The following is a 17244-nucleotide window of genomic DNA, read 5'->3' on the forward strand; positions in this document are numbered from 1 at the left end:
GCGCCGTTTACCATCGATTAGGCGTTCAGCGCCTGTTCTAGATCAGCCAAAATATCATCAATGTGCTCTATTCCCACCGATAAGCGAATCATTTCAGGAGCAACACCCGCTTGCTTTTGCTCTTGCTCACTTAACTGCCTGTGAGTGGTTGAGGCCGGATGGCACGCCAGTGATTTTGCATCACCAATGTTCACCAATCGCTTGAAGATATTCAGCGCATCGTAAAAGCGCACCCCTGCATCGTATCCGTCTTTCAAACCGAAAGATAAAATCGCTGAAGGTTTACCTTGCATGTACTTTTCTGCCAGCGGATAAAACTCAGAGCTTGGTAGCCCGGCGTAACTCACCCAACTCACCTTCTCGTGCTGCTGTAGATACTCAGCAACTTTGATTGCGTTCTCGGTGTGACGCTCCATACGCAGCGACAACGTCTCTAATCCCTGCAGCAGCATAAAGGCGTTCATTGGCGACAGTGCGGCTCCCGTATTGCGTAAAGGAACCGTGCGAGCTCGACCAATAAAGGCCGCTTCACCAAATGCCTCACTATAGACCACACCATGATAAGACGGCTCAGGTTGGTTAAATACCGGGAAGCGCTCTTTGTGCTGCGCCCAAGGGAATTTGCCTGAATCGATAATAATGCCACCCAGCGTGGTGCCATGACCACCGACGTACTTTGTGAGCGAGTGAACCACGATATCGGCGCCAAACTCAATCGGTTTGCATAGTGCTGGCGTGGCTACCGTGTTATCGACGATCACTGGCACCCCTTGCGCATGCGCCAGCTGCGCCACTCGTTCTAGGTCGATAATATTGCCGGCCGGATTACCGATACTTTCGCAATACACCGCTTTGGTTTTGTCATCAATCAGCTCGGCCAAACTCTCAGGTTTGTCATCTTTGGCAAACTTCACCTCAATACCTTGGCTAGGTAGCATATGAGCGAACAGAGTATAAGTACCGCCGTAGAGCTGCGGGGTAGAGACAATGTTATCACCAGCCTGCGCCAGAGTGAGAATCGCATAATTGATTGCCGCACTGCCCGCACTGACCACCAAGCCAGCGATGCCACCTTCTAGCGCCGCCATGCGTTTCTCCAACACATCGTTGGTCGGGTTCATGATCCGAGTATAAATGTTACCTGGTACCTCAAGGTTAAACAGATCCGCACCATGCTGTGCGTTGTCAAACTCATAGGCTACGGTTTGATAGATAGGCGTCGCCACCGACTTAGTCGTTGGGTCCGTTTCATAACCAAAATGAATCGATAAGGTTTCGTCTTTCATCGTCCTTCCTTGGGGTATTAGTGTTGAATGTGGACTACTGTGATATCAGTATTTATTCACTATTAGTTAATAAATAATGCAAATGTGTGGAGGAATTCACAGCGATTGTGAGTATCGCGCCCGATAACTCAGATCACTAAAGACGTTTGCCACTAGGTAAACTTGCTCATAATCAAGATAGTGGCCACAAGTTAGCTGATTAGACCATTTAACCGCCATCGTTAGGGTATACTGCGCCGCAGTTTTAGCCACATGATTAAAAGTATGTTTCTGACACCGTATTTTTCACACGATAACCAACAATTTCAGTTCACTCGCCAACAAGCTAGCCATTTTGCTAAGAAGGTGGCCGGGGACTTCAATCCGATTCATGACGAAGACAGCAAGCGCTTTTGTGTTCCGGGTGATCTGCTCTTCGCCGTGCTGCTAAGCAAAGAGGGCATCAGCCAAAAGATGCGCTTTGATTTTTCAGGCATGGTAAGTGATGGTGTCGCACTGTCGATTGACAATAAATGTGAGAAAGAGAGCTCGCTGGTTGATGCCAACGGTAAAGAGTACCTGCACATGTCACGTGATGGCGAAGTGAACCATAACCCTGAGTTTATCGAACATGTCGTGACCAGTTACGTACAATTTTCTGGGATGAACTTTCCGCACATCATGGTGCCATTAATGGAACAGCAGCAGATGATGATCAACTGCCAACGTCCATTGGTGATTTACGAGAGCATGGAAGTGGAATTCGACCGCTTGGATCTGACTCATCCTGAAGTTGACTTCACTGGCGCCACATTTGATGTTGACGGTAAACGTGGTGTGGTAACGCTGAACTTTGCCTTTAAAGAAGATGGGCAAGTGGTGGGTAAAGGTATCAAACGTATGGTCGCGAGCGGTTTAAAACCTTACGACCAAGATGCGGTTGACGATCTGGTTGCGCGCTTCAACCAACGTAAAGAGGCGTTTCTCGCCGAGTTTGCCAACGCTGCATAAATCAATGTCAAAGGGCTACCACGAGTAGCCTTTTTTGTGCGCCTTAGTTGCTATCTGATGCTAAGCGTTCAACAATCGAGATTTTGCGCTAGCGACAACGTGCTTTTTTGGTTAGCCTCTGCATCATCTTTTTTCCAAGCCAATCATGATGACCATGCCCAGTCGCTACAGCGCCCCACTCCTTGATTTCGTCGCAGCCGATCCCGTGACAATTAGCTCCTCACTTTCGGGGGAGCGTTCAGTTTGGCTCAACACCATCACGCTACTCAAGCAGCAACTGCAACAACTGCCCCACCTCGCTGGCGACATTGTTCTCGGCCTTGAGCATCAACAGCAAGCGTTTGACACCGTTATTCTCTATCGAGGCATAGTGTTTGTTGTCGCCGTCGATTTTGACCAGCAAGACTATCGCCCCGATGTCATGGATGCCCTGCTGAAAAAAGCGCAATACTTAAAGCAGCATCATCTTGGCAGCCAAACTCGGTTTATTGTTCCGCTCTATTTAGTCAGCCACGCTCAGGCTAAAGGCAGCCCTATTTTGGTCTCGCCGCAGTTGGTCGCCAATCCTATGTGTGATAATGGAGAGCACCTTGCGCTGCTCATCGAGCACTTCGCCAATCAATATAAAGATGACCAAATTATGCTCAATGAGTGGTTAGCAACGATAGAAACGTAACGCCAAGCAACCCAATCATCGGGTCATTTTCTTAACGAACACCACCACAAACAGCGCCATGGTAAAGCTGCCCAAAAATGCTTCGCAAGCGGCGATAAAGCGCGCGACCCCGACCGGAGAAATATCCCCGTAACCTAGGGTGGTGAAAGTCACTACGCTAAAGTAGAGCGAGTTAAAGAACTCCAATACATAAAACTGCCACCCTGTGACCCCTTCATAAATAGGGTGAGCCCCAGTGGTGTCGAGAAAGAAGTAGGCCAACGCACAAACCACAATCAAAAAAATCGAGAAGCCGACCACCCGCAATGGGTCTTCTCCGTAGCCACAGAACACATCGACCAATTTAGAGATAATACGTTTAGTACTGAAACGCGGCATTTGATAGCGACGAAAGCGCATCTCACGTTTGAAAAAGTCCCCCGCCATCTCAAATAAGCCTTGTTTCTCACACTGTTTGCGGATGTTGCGGCACACCTCTTCTGCCTCTTGGTAGAGCTGTGCGGCTTGTTGACTACGCCGCTGTCGCTTCGACTGTTTCGCTTCTAACTCTTGTTTAAGGTGTTGGCCCCATTCAATATTTTCTAACTTGGCCCGTGCTAACTCGGCCCCGAGTAAATTGCACCCACCGAGCTTAGCGCAATGCAGATTGGCACCGATAAGCTTGGCCTTCATCAATGACGATCCGCGCAGATCTAAGCCAAAAAAATGCGCATCGCTCAAATTGGCTCGATAAAAATCGGCGTCACGGCATTGGTAGCCATCTTTGCAGCCACGATTGACCAAGTCGATATCCTCAAGGTCGGTTCTTGCCAACTGAAATCCATCTAACGGTTTACCTGCTGCGGCCCATTGTTCAACCTGTTGTTTGATATTGTCATTGCTTTTGTCGACCTGGGGGTCGTGCCAGTAACAAAGGCCTGACTCTCCACTGGGTTGATCGCAGCACCAGCCATCTGGGTTTTGATAGCGGCATCGGCCTGTTTGAGATTCCATATGCGCTGCCCCTTCACTGCCTCTCTGTCGAATGAATCGATATGATATTAAGTGTAGTGGCAGATCGATCTCTCGACATGGAATCTGGGCAATATCGACAACGCAGGAGCAATTTTTGTTTTATATTTCATAAAACTACAGTGACTTTTTTTATCAACTACAACTGCACCATCAAATTGTCGCATTGCTACGACTTCGACTCACCGCGTTCGTTCTCGACCTGCTGGCGTAACCACTGCTTAAACAAACGGGTATAAGGGTCCTCGGTATGAGTGATCACAAAGTAACCGGCATTCGCGCTGATCGGAGCAAAGGGAGCAACCAAGCGCTGCTGCTCAATTTCGTTCCCCAGCAGTGCCACTCGCGCTAGGGCAATCCCAACGCCTGCTTCCGCTGCCGACATCGCCATGTCGGTGCGGTTAAAGAAGTGTCCTTGATGTGTCGCAAAATCAAATTTGTGCGCAGCGACCCAGAAGCGCCACTCGTGATCTTTACTCGCCCCCTGCCAGGGCATCATATCGTGCAGCAAGGTCACCTGACTCCACGCCTCCCCCCCCTCAACGATCGAAGCGTGCTGGTTGAAGTAGTCTCGACTCATGACTGGGAGCAGCGACTCAGCAAGAATGAGCTCGGCATCGGGGTGTTTGTATGGCAGCGGGCCATAGTCAATGGCGATGTCGAAATTGCGCTTATCGCTGTCAACCAACGCACCCTCAGCGATGGTATGAATCTGTACATCTGGGTATTGGCGATGAAATTTTTCCAGCCTCGGCACTAACCACTTAAACGCGAACGACGGGGTGAGTTTAAGCCGAATCTGTTTGCGCTCAGAGACTTGGGTTATTTGAAACACATTGTCTTCTATCGCCGCGAGATGATGTGCTGTGCCATCAACCAATTTCGCGCCCTGCTCCGTTAGCCTTATTCCGCGTGCGTGGCGTTCAAACACACTAAAACCCAGCTTCTGTTCAACTTGCTGCAACTGTTGGCTCACAGCCCCGACAGTCAAGTTTAAGTCTTTTGCGGCGCTGGTTAAGCTTTGATGCTTGGCGATGGTGCAGATTAAGTTGACCCCATGGAGAATCGTTGACTTCATATTAGCCTTTAGTTTTTCTAAATACTTGTATCAATTCTTATCGATTGTTAAAGCAATGTAAATTAATCATGATTGGCAAAATTTCATAATGTGAGAACTGAACGTGAAAGTGGTTGTTTTGGGAAGTGGTGTCGTCGGTTTAACCAGCGCATGGTATCTGTCGCAAGCAGGTTGTGAAGTGACGGTTGTTGATAGGCAGTCGAGAGCAGCAGAAGAAACCAGCTTCGCCAATGCCGGTCAGATCTCGTATGGGTACTCATCACCTTGGGCTGCACCTGGTATTCCGAGCAAAGCGGTGAAATGGCTATTTGAGCAATATGCGCCACTCAAGATCAAGCCTTCCCTAAGTCCGGAGTTGATTCAATGGGCAGGGAAGATGTTACTCAACTGTAACCTAGATAAGTATCGGATCAACAAAGCGCGGATGCTGATGGTCGCCAATCGCAGTCGAGAGTGTTTAGCTAAATTAAATCAGCAGTATCAACTCGATTACCAAGGCCGCAGCCAAGGAACCTTGCAGATCTTTCGCAATGCCGCGCAGCTCAGCGCCGTTGAAAAAGACATCCAACTGCTTGAAGAGAGCGGAACACGTTATCAACTGCTAGACCCAAGCCAATGTCTCGAGCAAGAGCCTGGGCTTGCCAATATGCAAGGGCAACTGGCAGGTGGGCTGTATCTGCCAGACGATCAGACCGGTGATTGCTACCTGTTTTGCCAACAGCTGCAAAAGATGGCGCAGCAAGCGGGCGTCAAGTTTCTGTTCGATACCCATATCAAGCAGTTGGTCACCCAAGGGAACCAAGTTATCGCAGTGGACACCGACCAAGGCACGATTGAGGGCGACCGTTTTGTCGTGGCGCTAGGCAGCTATTCCAAACAACTGTTATTGCCACTGGGCATTGATGTTCCTATTTATCCAGTCAAGGGCTATTCATTAACGCTCCCGGTGATTGATGAGCAGCAAGCACCTAGCTCTACCATCATGGATGAAACCTATAAGGTGGCACTGACTCGATTTGCCCAGCGAATTCGAGTGGCCGGCACCGCAGAGCTCGCGGGCTTTGACCCTAGCCTGCCTGACAAACGCTTAGCGACGCTCAACCATGTGGTGAGCAACTTGTTCCCAAATGGGGTCGACTTTTCACAAGCGGAATATTGGACCGGCTTTCGCCCAATGACGCCTGACGGCACGCCGATCATCGGTCAAACGCCACTGAACAATCTTTACACCAATACTGGGCACGGCACTTTAGGCTGGACTATGGCCTGTGGCTCAGCGGAGATATTGGCCGAGATCATCACAGGTAGTGGCCAAACGGCATCTGAGGAGCTCAGTTTGACCCGTTACCTTCGCTGCGCTTAATTCCAACCATACAAAACGCTACACCTATCGTAATTAACAAAATAATCGATAGACAGGTGTAGCGTGAAATCATCTTTACCTTCAACTATCCCACCTAGCTATCTTCGCATATAGACCATGCCAACCAGTCATATAGAATCAGCAATCACCATTAATTAACACTTTTTTAGCACTTTGTGTTTCGGCTCACGCAAATCAACATCAACAGACAAATAAATTAACAATTACGTTACAGAAAGGGTAATATCCCGCTCAGAAAACAACCATTACAAAATAGAACAGGGAAAATACTTATGCAGTCATTTGTTGATTTTCTGAATGGAATCATCTGGAGTCCGGTACTGATTTATCTGTGCCTGGGTGCTGGTTTGTTCTACTCAATCATGACTCGTTTCGTGCAAATTCGTCACTTTACTGAGATGTGGCGTCTGCTACTTTCAGGCAAAAGTTCATCGAAAGGCATTTCATCATTTCAGGCATTAGCCGTTTCGTTATCAGGCCGTGTCGGTACAGGTAACATTGCGGGTGTGGCAGCGGCGATCGGTTTCGGTGGTCCTGGCGCGGTATTCTGGATGTGGGTAGTGGCCTTTTTTGGCGCCGCAACGGCATACGCCGAATCGACGCTGGCACAAATCTATAAAGAAGAAGACAACGGCGAGTTCCGTGGTGGTCCTGCTTACTATATTGAAAAAGCGATGGGGCAAAAGTGGTACGCGTGGATCTTTGCTATCGCTACTATCTTTGCTTGTGGTTTCCTACTTCCTGGTGTGCAATCAAACAGCATCGGTAACGCCGTTGAAGCAGCGTTTGGCTCTGGCGCAATGATTGAAACCGCCATGGGCACCTTTAGCTTTGCTAAAATCCTGACGGGTACCATCATCTCTGTGATCTTAGCGTTCATCATCTTTGGTGGTGTAAAACGTATTGCTAACTTCACCCAAATTGTAGTGCCATTTATGGCGTTGGCTTACATCATCACCGCATTTATCATCATCCTACTTAACATCGGTGAAGTGCCTCGTGTATTTGCGATGATTGTTGGCGATGCATTCACTCCTATGGCGGGTGTCGGTGCGGCCATCGGTTGGGGTGTAAAACGTGGTGTTTACTCGAACGAAGCAGGTCAAGGTACGGGTCCACACGCCGCTGCTGCAGCCAGTGTCGATCACCCAGCGCAGCAAGGTCTGGTTCAGTCTTTCTCGATTTACATCGATACACTACTGGTGTGTTCTGCAACGGCGTTTATGATCATCATCACTGGTGCATACAACGTTCACGGCGCTGAAGGTTTCCTAGTACAGAATCTCAGTGCAGACATCGCGGCTAACGGCCCTGTATTTACCCAAATGGCGATTGAAAGTGCGCTACCAGGTATCGGTAAACCGTTCATCGCGATCGCACTGTTCTTCTTTGCCTTTACCACCATCCTGGCTTACTACTACATCGCTGAAACCAATGTGGCTTACATTCGTCGTACCATCAAAGTGAATGGCGTTATGTTCTTGCTTAAGGTCGCGCTGATTGCTGTCGTATTCTACGGCACGGTTAAAACGGCCAACCTAGCTTGGGCAATGGGTGATGTGGGTGTTGGTCTAATGGCATGGCTAAACATTGTCGGCATTCTGATCATCTTCTTTATGTCTAAGCCCGCTCTGAAAGCGTTAAAAGACTACGAAGAGCAGCAGCGACAAGGTGTGGAAGAGTACACCTTCAACCCGGTCAAGTTGGGCATCAAAGGCGCTGACTACTGGGAAGATAAGTACCGCCGCAAAACAGGTAAAGAGCCTCAAGCTGAAGCGGCAGATACTAAACCTGTCGAGCAGCCATCAACCTAATACCATAATCATCAAAAAAAGCAGTGGTTAAAAAAAAGGGGGTAGCGTGTTGCTACCCCCTTTATTATTCCCGTTCCATTAAATACTTCAGGCCATTCAGCGCTGTGCCTTATGCCGCAACCTGCTCAAGCTCAACCTGTTGCTCTGACTTGTTGTCACCAATAGGTAAAATGGTGCGGCCGTACTCGTTATTGAGCACTTGTGCCATGGCAAAGTAGATGGCACTCGCACCACAGAAAATACCCTCAAAACCGGCAATCGTACCGATCAACTCACTGCCGGTAAAATCACGAGCAGCTAGCAAAAAGAACAGAATCGTCAACGAGCCAAATACCACTTGTTTGGCTACCGGATAGCAAAGTGAGCCAATAAACATAAAGCCGGTGAACACGCCCCATAACAGCAAGTACCATCCCATAAAGCTTGCTGGGCTCGCAGGTAACCCCATGTAAGGCATTACGATAAGGCCGACTAACGTCAACCAGAACAAGCCGTAAGATGTAAATGCCGTGGTACCAAAAGTATCGCCACGTTTAAAGCACATCATGCCGACCAATACTTGGCTCAGACCACCATAGAAGATCCCCATCGCCAGAATCATAGAATCAATAGGGAAAAAGCCTGCATTGTGAATATTGAGCAGAATCGTTGTCATCCCAAATCCCATCAGTCCGAGTGGCGCTGGGTTGGCCAGTTTTGTTGACATCTTGCACACCTTTAAAAAAAATTAATAAAAATTACGCGCGAAGTTTAATCTTGTTCAACAAAAATGATAGAGGCCGCAAGCGCAATCTAAGGTTGCGCAAATCATACTATGAACAAAAAACGGCAACTCCTTGGAGTCGCCGTTGTTAGTAAGTAGAGCTAAAAACTATTGAACATGTCGCTTATTGACACGAAATCTGATCCCAGAACCAGTTTGATTGAATGGGAGACTCCCATACCCCAGGGCCATTTTTGGCCATAAAACACTTGCCTAGATAAGTGACTTTGTCGCCATCGGCCACTTGTGTTGAACCCGGTTGCCACTCGATGAAGGTGGAAGGCGTTGGCGCAGGCTCTGGCGCAGGCTCTGGTGTCGGCTCTGGTTCCGGCTCTGGTTCCGGCTCAGGCGTAGGTTCTGGTGTTGGTGCTGGCTCTGGAGACGGCTGTGGTTCCGTTGGCGTCCCTGCGATCAACTCCCAAGGCCCACCTAAGCTAGGGTCATCGCCCTGGGTCCACCATTTAGCACGGTAAGTCGCCCCTTGATGGGTGACCTCTTCGCCACCGGTGTAGACTTTGTTTGCATCCCAATCAGTGTCATTTCCGGGGCCGGTTCCTGGATCAACAGGTCCTAACTCTTCCACGATTCGGACTTCGGGCCAGCTAGCATGCGATCCGTAAAAGTTAGTGACACACTTTTCGTAGTCTCCAGCCACAAGTGCCGAGTAAGCGGTTTGAAAGCCAACTAACTCACACTCAAAAGAGTAACCACCCGGACGGTCCGCATAGTATTTCCAGTTGCCATCCCAGTTGGTATAAAGCACATCGGTTGCACCGTTCAAGTTTAAGCTGCCATAAGGGGTTTGTTGCCAACAAGTATCCTTTTCGTCAGCCTCTAGCGGGATTTGATAATGGTCTGATAATCCTTGCCAGTAACGAATGCGATTGACGGGTTGGCCTTTATCTTTATTTTGCTCACCACACTCAATACCACCATTGATGATATTGATGGTGGTGCCAAAGCCATAGCCAATCCCAGCGTCGATTTCGCGCTGTGAAGGGGTCCAGGTTTTATCGATCACATGCAACATGGCCGGCTTTGGCGCTTGTGGAGTTAGGAAAAACCAAATCGCCGAGGCAAGGTTCAACCACGAGTCCGCCACCAGCCCCGGATTATTGAGCAACACCGACGCATCGCCATCGAACATCGCCTCAGAGAAAGCGCCATAGTTAAAGTGGTAAGAAAGCTGCTTGGCGCCACGTCCAAAGTAACCTTGACCAGCGGCACATGGCCACTTCTGGTTTTGCCAATCGTTCTGACCACATCCTGTGGTGTACCCCTCTTGGCCTTCAGACCAGCCCATTTCTCGAACATGGACCAGTGCTTGTTGCCACTCTTCTAGCGCCAGAGGGTTGTCGGAGATATTGTCTTTGGCAATATGACCGCCCGTTTCTTGGGCAAAATGAGCAAAGGCAGTTACGATCGAGCGCTTACAAATAGCGTCTGAGTCTCGCCCATCGGTGTATTCCGCACAAAAGGCGGGAAACTTACCGATTGCGCGTAAAAAACGTGTGTAGGTGTACTCAGGTGCCGCCATGTGGGTGAGAAAATCCCACTCTTGGCGGGGAAACACGCGCTCAGCTCGTTTGACGTTGTCTGGGTTGGTCGCCAATCCCGCATCAATCGCCTCTACCACACTGTTCGGTGCAGTGCGCAGCGCTTGAGACCAAATTTGGTACATGGGGTTAGCCGTTTTCTGTTGCTCGACGGCTTCGATATCAGCACGTGCAATCACGTAGCCGGTCGGGTTGTCAGGATCGGGCTGAATGTTCATTGTCGCCCATGTCGGCGCAGCGGCGAGTATCGTGAGTGCAGTTAGGTAGGAGGTTTTGTTCATCGGACTAGTCCTTATGTCAATTGCTGTCACAAGACTAGAAAAAAGCACAGAGTGCTGCACGCAAAGCTGGGGTCACAAACGTCAAGTTGCGAGACAGTGTTCAAATACAACAGATCTCTACATTCTGTACCAGATAAAACTGTCTGGTCGATTCAAAAACTATTCTTTTACTTATCAATAGGTAACTAGATTCATCTCGCCATTCAATAGGCGAAAAAAAACCAGCTCGAAAGCTGGTTTTCTCACAACAATTAACAGGAGATTATTCCCATTCGATGGTTGCTGGTGGCTTACCAGAAATGTCGTAAACGACGCGCGAAATACCGTCAACTTCGTTGATAATGCGGTTAGAAACCTTACCTAGGAAATCGTATGGCAGGTGAGCCCAGTGCGCAGTCATAAAGTCAATAGTTTCCACTGCACGCAGCGACACCACCCAATCGTACTTACGGCCATCGCCCATGACACCAACAGAGCGCACCGGTAGGAACACAGTGAACGCTTGCGATACTTTATGGTAGAGATCCGCGTTATGCAGCTCTTCGATAAAGATAGCATCCGCACGACGCAGCAAATCACAGTACTCTTTCTTAATTTCACCAAGAACGCGAACACCTAGACCAGGACCCGGGAATGGGTGACGGTAAAGCATGTTGTAAGGCAAACCAAGCTCTAGACCAATCTTGCGCACCTCGTCTTTGAACAGCTCACGTAGTGGCTCAACTAGGCCCATTTCCATATCGTCTGGCAAACCACCCACGTTATGGTGTGATTTAATCACGTGCGCTTTGCCGGTTTTAGACGCCGCAGATTCGATAACGTCTGGGTAAATCGTACCTTGAGCAAGCCACTTGGCGTTTTTCAGCTTCTTCGACTCTTCGTCAAATACATCAACGAATACGTGACCAATGGTTTTACGCTTCTCTTCTGGATCTGACTTACCTTCCAGCGCTGCAAGGAAACGCTCTTCCGCATCCACTTTGATGATGTTGAGACCGAACTTATCGCCGAACATCTCCATCACTTGCTCGCCTTCGTTCAAACGAAGCAAGCCGTTATCAACGAACACACAGGTCAGCTTATCGCCGATGGCACGATGAACCAGCATAGCCACAACCGATGAATCGACACCACCTGATAGACCTAGGATCACTTCATCGTCACCCACTTGCTCTTTAATGCGAGCCACCGCGTCTTCGATGATAGACTCAGATGTCCAAAGACGCTCACAACCACATACGCCAAGAACAAAGTTCTCTAGCATTTGTAGGCCTTGTTTGGTGTGCGTCACTTCTGGGTGAAACTGAACGCCGTAGTATTTTTTCTCTTCGTTGGCCATTGCCGCGTATGGGCAAGTGTCGGTTTCGCCAACTTTAACGAAGTCCGCTGGAATTTCGACCACTTTATCGCCGTGGCTCATCCATACGTCTTGCGTGGCTTCAAGATCTTTAAATAGCGCCGACTCACCGGATACTTTTACTTGCGCATAGCCAAACTCACGCTCGTTCGAACCTGCAACCTTGCCGCCTAGCTGCTCAGCCATAGTTTGCATTCCGTAACATACGCCAAGTACTGGCACACCAGAGTCAAATACATATTGAGGAGCGCGAGGAGAGTTGTCTTCTGTCACACTTTCAGGACCACCAGATAGAATGATGCCATCTGGATTGAATTCACGAATATCCGCTTCTTCTACATCCCAGCTCCAGAGTTCACAGTAAACGCCGATTTCACGAACGCGGCGAGCCACAAGTTGAGTGTACTGAGAACCGAAGTCCAAGATCAGAATACGTTGGTCATGGATATTTTTAGTCATTTTGAGCAGTCTTTTTAGGCTAAGTGATTAAAACCGAGGCGAGTCTACTCGCCTCATATTAATGCTTTCAGGAAAAGCGACCGTTTATGTTGAGTAATTAGTTACCCAAACGGTAGTTTGGCGCTTCCTTAGTAATCTGTACGTCGTGTACATGTGACTCTTGCATGCCAGCACCAGAGATGCGAACAAACTCAGCTTTGGTGCGCATATCTTCAATCGTTGCGCTGCCGGTTAAGCCCATGCTTGAACGTAGACCACCCATTTGCTGATGAACGATTTCCTTCAGGCGACCTTTGTATGCAATACGGCCTTCGATACCTTCAGGGACAAGCTTGTCTGCTGCGTTATCAGTTTGGAAGTAACGGTCAGATGAACCTTGAGACATTGCGCCTAGTGAACCCATACCACGGTATGCTTTGTAAGAGCGGCCGTTGTATAGAATCACTTCGCCTGGCGCTTCTTCGGTACCTGCGAACATAGAGCCAACCATCACACAAGACGCACCAGCCACAATCGCTTTACAGATATCGCCCGAGAAGCGGATACCACCGTCGGCAATCACGGGGATACCGTACTCATTAGCCACCTCCGCCGCGTCAGCAATGGCAGTAATTTGTGGAACACCCACACCCGTTACAATACGAGTGGTACAGATTGAACCTGGACCGATGCCCACTTTCACTGCGCTTACGCCAGCCTCGATCAGCGCTTTAGCGCCCGCACCAGTGGCAACGTTACCGCCGATAATATCAAGATTAGGGTAAGCTGCGCGGGTTTCGCGAATACGTTGCAGTACGCCTTCCGAATGGCCGTGTGACGAGTCGATAAGCAGTACGTCAACGCCTGCTTTAACCAATGCATCAACACGCTCTTCGTTACCTGCGCCAGCACCGACGGCGGCACCAACACGTAGGCGGCCACGGGCATCTTTACATGCGTTAGGTTTACGTTCTGCTTTGTGGAAGTCTTTGGCAGTGATCATACCGGTCAGTTGGAACTCATCGTTAACCACCAGCACTTTTTCAACACGCGCTTCATGCATTTTCTCTTGCACTTCTTCGCGAGTCGCGCCCTCTTTTACTGCAGCAAGGCGTGATTTTGGCGTCATCACTGCTTCTACTTTCTTAGATAAGTCAGTGACAAAACGAACGTCACGGCCAGTGATGATACCAACCAACTCATTGTTGTCAGTAACGACAGGGAAGCCAGCAAAGCCGTGTTTATCAGTGAGAGCCACAACATCAGCAATCGATGCGTTCGGGTTAACGGTAACAGGGTCAGTGACCACACCCGCTTCGAACTTCTTCACTTTTTCAACTTCTGCCGCTTGCTGTTCAATCGACATATTTTTGTGGATAAAGCCAATGCCACCCTCTTGCGCTAGCGCAATGGCTAGACGCGCTTCGGTTACGGTGTCCATCGACGCCGAAATCATAGGGATGTTTAAGCTAATGTTCTTGGTTAGCTGAGTGCGAAGATCAGCTGTGTTTGGGAGAACGGTGGAGTGTGCTGGCACAAGGAGTACGTCATCGAATGTCAGCGCTTCTTTGGCAATTCTTAGCATTTGCAATATCTCACAATTAGAGGAGTAAAAAGACAATCCAAAGTCTCATCGTTTCGCATAATGAGGGCAGCAACTTCAACAAAATAAACTGCATTTGGATTAGATATTGCGGACGGATTATACGGCCAACGAAATCGCTTGGCTACACATTTTTCTATTTTTTATTTGCATTCACCCCCTTGATATGTATTATATTGCCGCTAATTTCCATACCCACGCCTATGAGATTAGCTGTGTCTTCTCTGACCAATCCGAACATCTTCACTGTTTCTCGTCTCAATGCTGAAGTCCGTCTGTTACTCGAAAATGAAATGGGCATCGTTTGGTTAATCGGCGAAATCTCTAACTTCTCTGCGCCTGTTTCTGGCCACTGGTACCTAACGCTTAAAGACTCTCGTGCTCAGGTCAAATGTGCCATGTTTCGTGGCAATAATCGTCGCGTCACTTTCAAACCTCAAAATGGTCAACAAGTCCTGGTCAAAGCCCGTTTGTCACTGTACGAGCCGCGTGGCGACTATCAGTTGATCATCGAGTCGATGCAACCAGAGGGCGATGGTCGATTACAACAGCAGTTCGAAGAGCTGAAAATGAAGCTCGCAGCAGAGGGGCTGTTTGCTCAAACCAGCAAGCGTGCACTTCCGGAGCATCCGCAATGCGTGGGTATTGTGACCTCAAAAACCGGCGCTGCGCTGTTCGATATTTTGGATGTCCTCAAGCGTCGCGATCCATCGCTACCGGTGGTGATCTACCCCACTATGGTTCAAGGCGAAGAGGCCGCCATTCAAATTGCCCAAGCGATAGGCCGAGCGAACAGTCGTAATGAATGTGATGTGCTGATTGTTGGCCGTGGCGGTGGTTCGTTAGAAGATTTGTGGTGCTTTAACAACGAGGTACTCGCTCGCACCATCGCCGCCAGCCAGATCCCCATCATTAGTGCAGTTGGCCACGAAGTGGATGTGACGATTGCTGATTTCGTTGCGGATATGCGCGCACCTACCCCATCAGCGGCCGCGGAGTTGGTCAGCCGAGACAATAGCCACAAAGATCAAGCGCTGAACTCTCGCCAGCATAAATTAGCCAGTGCTATGCGCTACTATTTGAGCGAACAGAGACAGCAAGCCACCGTGTTGCTGCATCGTCTAGAGCGTCAGCATCCCAATAATCAGCTCCAGCGTCAAAGCCAACAACTGGATGAGTTGAGTGCACGTCTGCAGCGAGCTATCAGCAAACGGATTGATGTCCAGCAGCAAAAGCTGCAACAGCAACAGCATAAAATCGCGCTGCACTCGCCAATCAAACGTCTCGCCAACCAACAGGCCAGTCTGCAACGGTTAGAGCAGAAACTGTTAGATGCCATGGACCGTAAGCTACTCAATGCACGCCACCAATTGGCACTTGCCGCAGAAAAACTCGACACCGTGAGCCCTCTTGCCACACTTAAGCGTGGTTACTCCATCACTCAAACAGCGCATGGTCGCGTGATTACCCAAGCGACAGACGTCAAAACGGGCGACACTTTGGTCACCCGTTTATCTGACGGCGAAGTCCGCTCGACCGTCAATTAGTCTTTGGCGTGGAACTGGAACTTTACTCGAGACTTAGATTTTAACTCGTTACAACTATTACAAAAATAGTTCGCCGCACCACACGCTTGCAGCTTCTCCAATTGCGCCGCGCAATCAGGGCAAAAACCGACCTTATCGAAATTAGATTGACACTGATTGCAGTGATATTGGCCTGTCCATTCTAGCTCTTGGTGACAACTTGGACACTGGTTCTCATTCATATTGTTCTCAATTAAACAGGTGGCTTAGCCTTTAATTTAGCGCATTGCAGCGCTGTTACCATGATCTTGATCACATCGGTTCGCGTGCTTTATTTGATACATGGCTTGGTCTGCTTGCTTGATGAGCTGCTGCAAAGAAGCAACCTCAAACACTTTAGCAACGGCTTTACCCAAACTTACCCGCACAGTCAAACCATCAACAACCGCCAACTGTTCAATTTGTTGATTAAACTTCTGCTCAACTTCCTCAAAGGCTTGTAAGTCATTAGCAAACGCAAAAGTGACGAACTCATCGCCGCCATAACGACCATTTAAACTGCAGGCAGTAAAGATCTGATTAAAGCACTCACCAACTTGAGCTAATACTTTGTCTCCAACCTCATGACCGTAATGATCGTTGATCTGTTTAAACTGATCGATGTCGGCAAAAAAGCAGGCGACATAGTCGAGATCAGTGTTCAAGCAATCACGTGCTCGTTGCAATAATGCTCGTCGATTAAGGCAACGAGTCAAAGAGTCATAGCGAGCATGATAATGAAGTTGATGTTCTAACTCATATTTCTCCCATGCCACCGCATATAACGAAGCCAACATCTCCAGCACCTCCAGTTCATGCGCTTCGGGAGTCGAAGGTTCATGGCTGTAGATAGCAAAAGTGCCCATAGCGGATTTCTTGCTTGACAGAATCGGCACAGACCAGCAGGCATGTAAATTGGCTTGTTGGGTCAGTGAAGTAAAAGGCGCCCAATTGATGTGCTGGTTAATATTGTCGACCACCACTGTGGATTTACGATAGGCAGCCGCCCCACACGATCCAACATTTGGGCCAATGCTTACTCCTTCGATCGCTTGGTTGTAGAACTCAGGTAGGTTGGGGGCGTACTCTAAATAAAGACGCTTATCTTGGTTATCTAAGCGCAAGATAGACGCTCGTCGTTCGCCAAACCAGCTTTCAGAAAGGTCTACGACTCTATGATTGAGCTCTTCCTTTCCCATTCCTAGTGCTAGCTTGGCGAGCAACTTATTGACTTCTCTGTGAGCAGTGAGAAGCTTCAAGTAACTCATTGTGGCGGACTCTAATAGTTTTTTAGTTATATACGCAGAAAAGTAGCATATAAATTAATTTCATACGCAGATCATTACCTCATTAATTAGAATCTATTAATGTAATCAATAATGGCATCACTGGTATCATACAAGATGATAAGGTGGGTAAAGATATTCTCTCACTTAAGGCAT

Annotated in this window: 14 protein-coding genes; 5 read left to right on the forward strand and 9 right to left on the reverse strand. The window is 48.7% G+C overall.

Features of this window, described 5'->3' with window-relative positions:
- Positions 1–17: 17 nt before the first annotated feature.
- Positions 18–1286 (reverse strand): O-acetylhomoserine aminocarboxypropyltransferase/cysteine synthase family protein, encoded by a 1269-nt coding sequence (locus MTO69_RS10150; protein ID WP_248328900.1) that lies wholly within the window; start codon positions 1284–1286, stop codon positions 18–20.
- Positions 1287–1550: 264 nt separating this feature from the next.
- On the opposite strand from MTO69_RS10150, the gene MTO69_RS10155 reads away from it, so the two are divergent.
- On the forward strand, positions 1551–2276 hold the full coding sequence (locus MTO69_RS10155; protein ID WP_248328902.1) for a DUF3581 domain-containing protein: 726 nt from the start codon (positions 1551–1553) through the stop codon (positions 2274–2276).
- A gap of 145 nt (positions 2277–2421) precedes the next feature.
- Positions 2422–2952 (forward strand): hypothetical protein, encoded by a 531-nt coding sequence (locus MTO69_RS10160; RefSeq protein ID WP_248328904.1) that lies wholly within the window; start codon positions 2422–2424, stop codon positions 2950–2952.
- Positions 2953–2967: 15 nt separating this feature from the next.
- Here MTO69_RS10160 and MTO69_RS10165 read toward each other — a convergent pair whose 3' ends face one another.
- Both MTO69_RS10165 and MTO69_RS10170 read right to left on the reverse strand, forming a co-directional pair.
- Complete coding sequence (locus MTO69_RS10165; RefSeq protein WP_248328906.1) at positions 2968–3945, reverse strand: ion channel; 978 nt, start codon at positions 3943–3945, stop codon at positions 2968–2970.
- Positions 3946–4132: 187 nt separating this feature from the next.
- The gene (locus MTO69_RS10170; protein ID WP_248328908.1) at positions 4133–5041 is read right to left on the reverse strand and encodes a LysR substrate-binding domain-containing protein; all 909 of its coding nucleotides are present in this window, start codon (positions 5039–5041) and stop codon (positions 4133–4135) included.
- 103 nt (positions 5042–5144) lie between these two features.
- Here MTO69_RS10170 and MTO69_RS10175 point away from each other — a divergent pair, with 103 nt between their 5' ends.
- Positions 5145–6404: a D-amino acid dehydrogenase gene (locus tag MTO69_RS10175; protein WP_248328910.1), complete on the forward strand. Its 1260-nt coding sequence runs from the start codon at positions 5145–5147 to the stop codon at positions 6402–6404.
- 293 nt (positions 6405–6697) lie between these two features.
- Positions 6698–8239: an alanine/glycine:cation symporter family protein gene (locus MTO69_RS10180; RefSeq protein WP_248328912.1), complete on the forward strand. Its 1542-nt coding sequence runs from the start codon at positions 6698–6700 to the stop codon at positions 8237–8239.
- A 109-nt stretch (positions 8240–8348) separates the two neighbouring features.
- Here MTO69_RS10180 and MTO69_RS10185 read toward each other — a convergent pair whose 3' ends face one another.
- The 4 genes from MTO69_RS10185 to guaB form a co-directional block, all read right to left on the reverse strand.
- Positions 8349–8945 (reverse strand): acetate uptake transporter, encoded by a 597-nt coding sequence (locus tag MTO69_RS10185; RefSeq protein WP_248328914.1) that lies wholly within the window; start codon positions 8943–8945, stop codon positions 8349–8351.
- 181 nt (positions 8946–9126) lie between these two features.
- Entirely contained in the window at positions 9127–10839 is a 1713-nt protein-coding gene (locus MTO69_RS10190) for a chitinase (protein ID WP_248328916.1), read from the reverse strand.
- Positions 10840–11101: 262 nt separating this feature from the next.
- A complete protein-coding gene (gene guaA, locus MTO69_RS10195) occupies positions 11102–12655 on the reverse strand; it encodes a glutamine-hydrolyzing GMP synthase (protein ID WP_248328918.1) in 1554 nt (517 codons plus the stop codon).
- A 97-nt stretch (positions 12656–12752) separates the two neighbouring features.
- Positions 12753–14219: an IMP dehydrogenase gene (gene guaB, locus MTO69_RS10200; RefSeq protein ID WP_248328919.1), complete on the reverse strand. Its 1467-nt coding sequence runs from the start codon at positions 14217–14219 to the stop codon at positions 12753–12755.
- A gap of 233 nt (positions 14220–14452) precedes the next feature.
- Between guaB and xseA the strand changes: the two genes are divergently transcribed.
- The gene (gene xseA / locus MTO69_RS10205) at positions 14453–15784 is read left to right on the forward strand and encodes an exodeoxyribonuclease VII large subunit (protein WP_248328921.1); all 1332 of its coding nucleotides are present in this window, start codon (positions 14453–14455) and stop codon (positions 15782–15784) included.
- Here xseA and MTO69_RS10210 read toward each other — a convergent pair.
- Positions 15781–16005, reverse strand: coding sequence for a zinc ribbon domain-containing protein (locus tag MTO69_RS10210; RefSeq protein ID WP_248328923.1), 225 nt, complete (start codon positions 16003–16005; stop codon positions 15781–15783). The genes xseA and MTO69_RS10210 overlap by 4 nt on opposite strands.
- Before the next feature lie 36 nt (positions 16006–16041).
- On the reverse strand, positions 16042–17070 hold the full coding sequence (locus MTO69_RS10215) for a sensor domain-containing diguanylate cyclase (RefSeq protein WP_248328925.1): 1029 nt from the start codon (positions 17068–17070) through the stop codon (positions 16042–16044).
- Between the last annotated feature and the right edge of the window lie 174 nt (positions 17071–17244).

Origin of the sequence: Vibrio sinaloensis, assembly GCF_023195835.1 — a bacterium.
GTDB lineage: Bacteria > Pseudomonadota > Gammaproteobacteria > Enterobacterales > Vibrionaceae > Vibrio > Vibrio sinaloensis_C.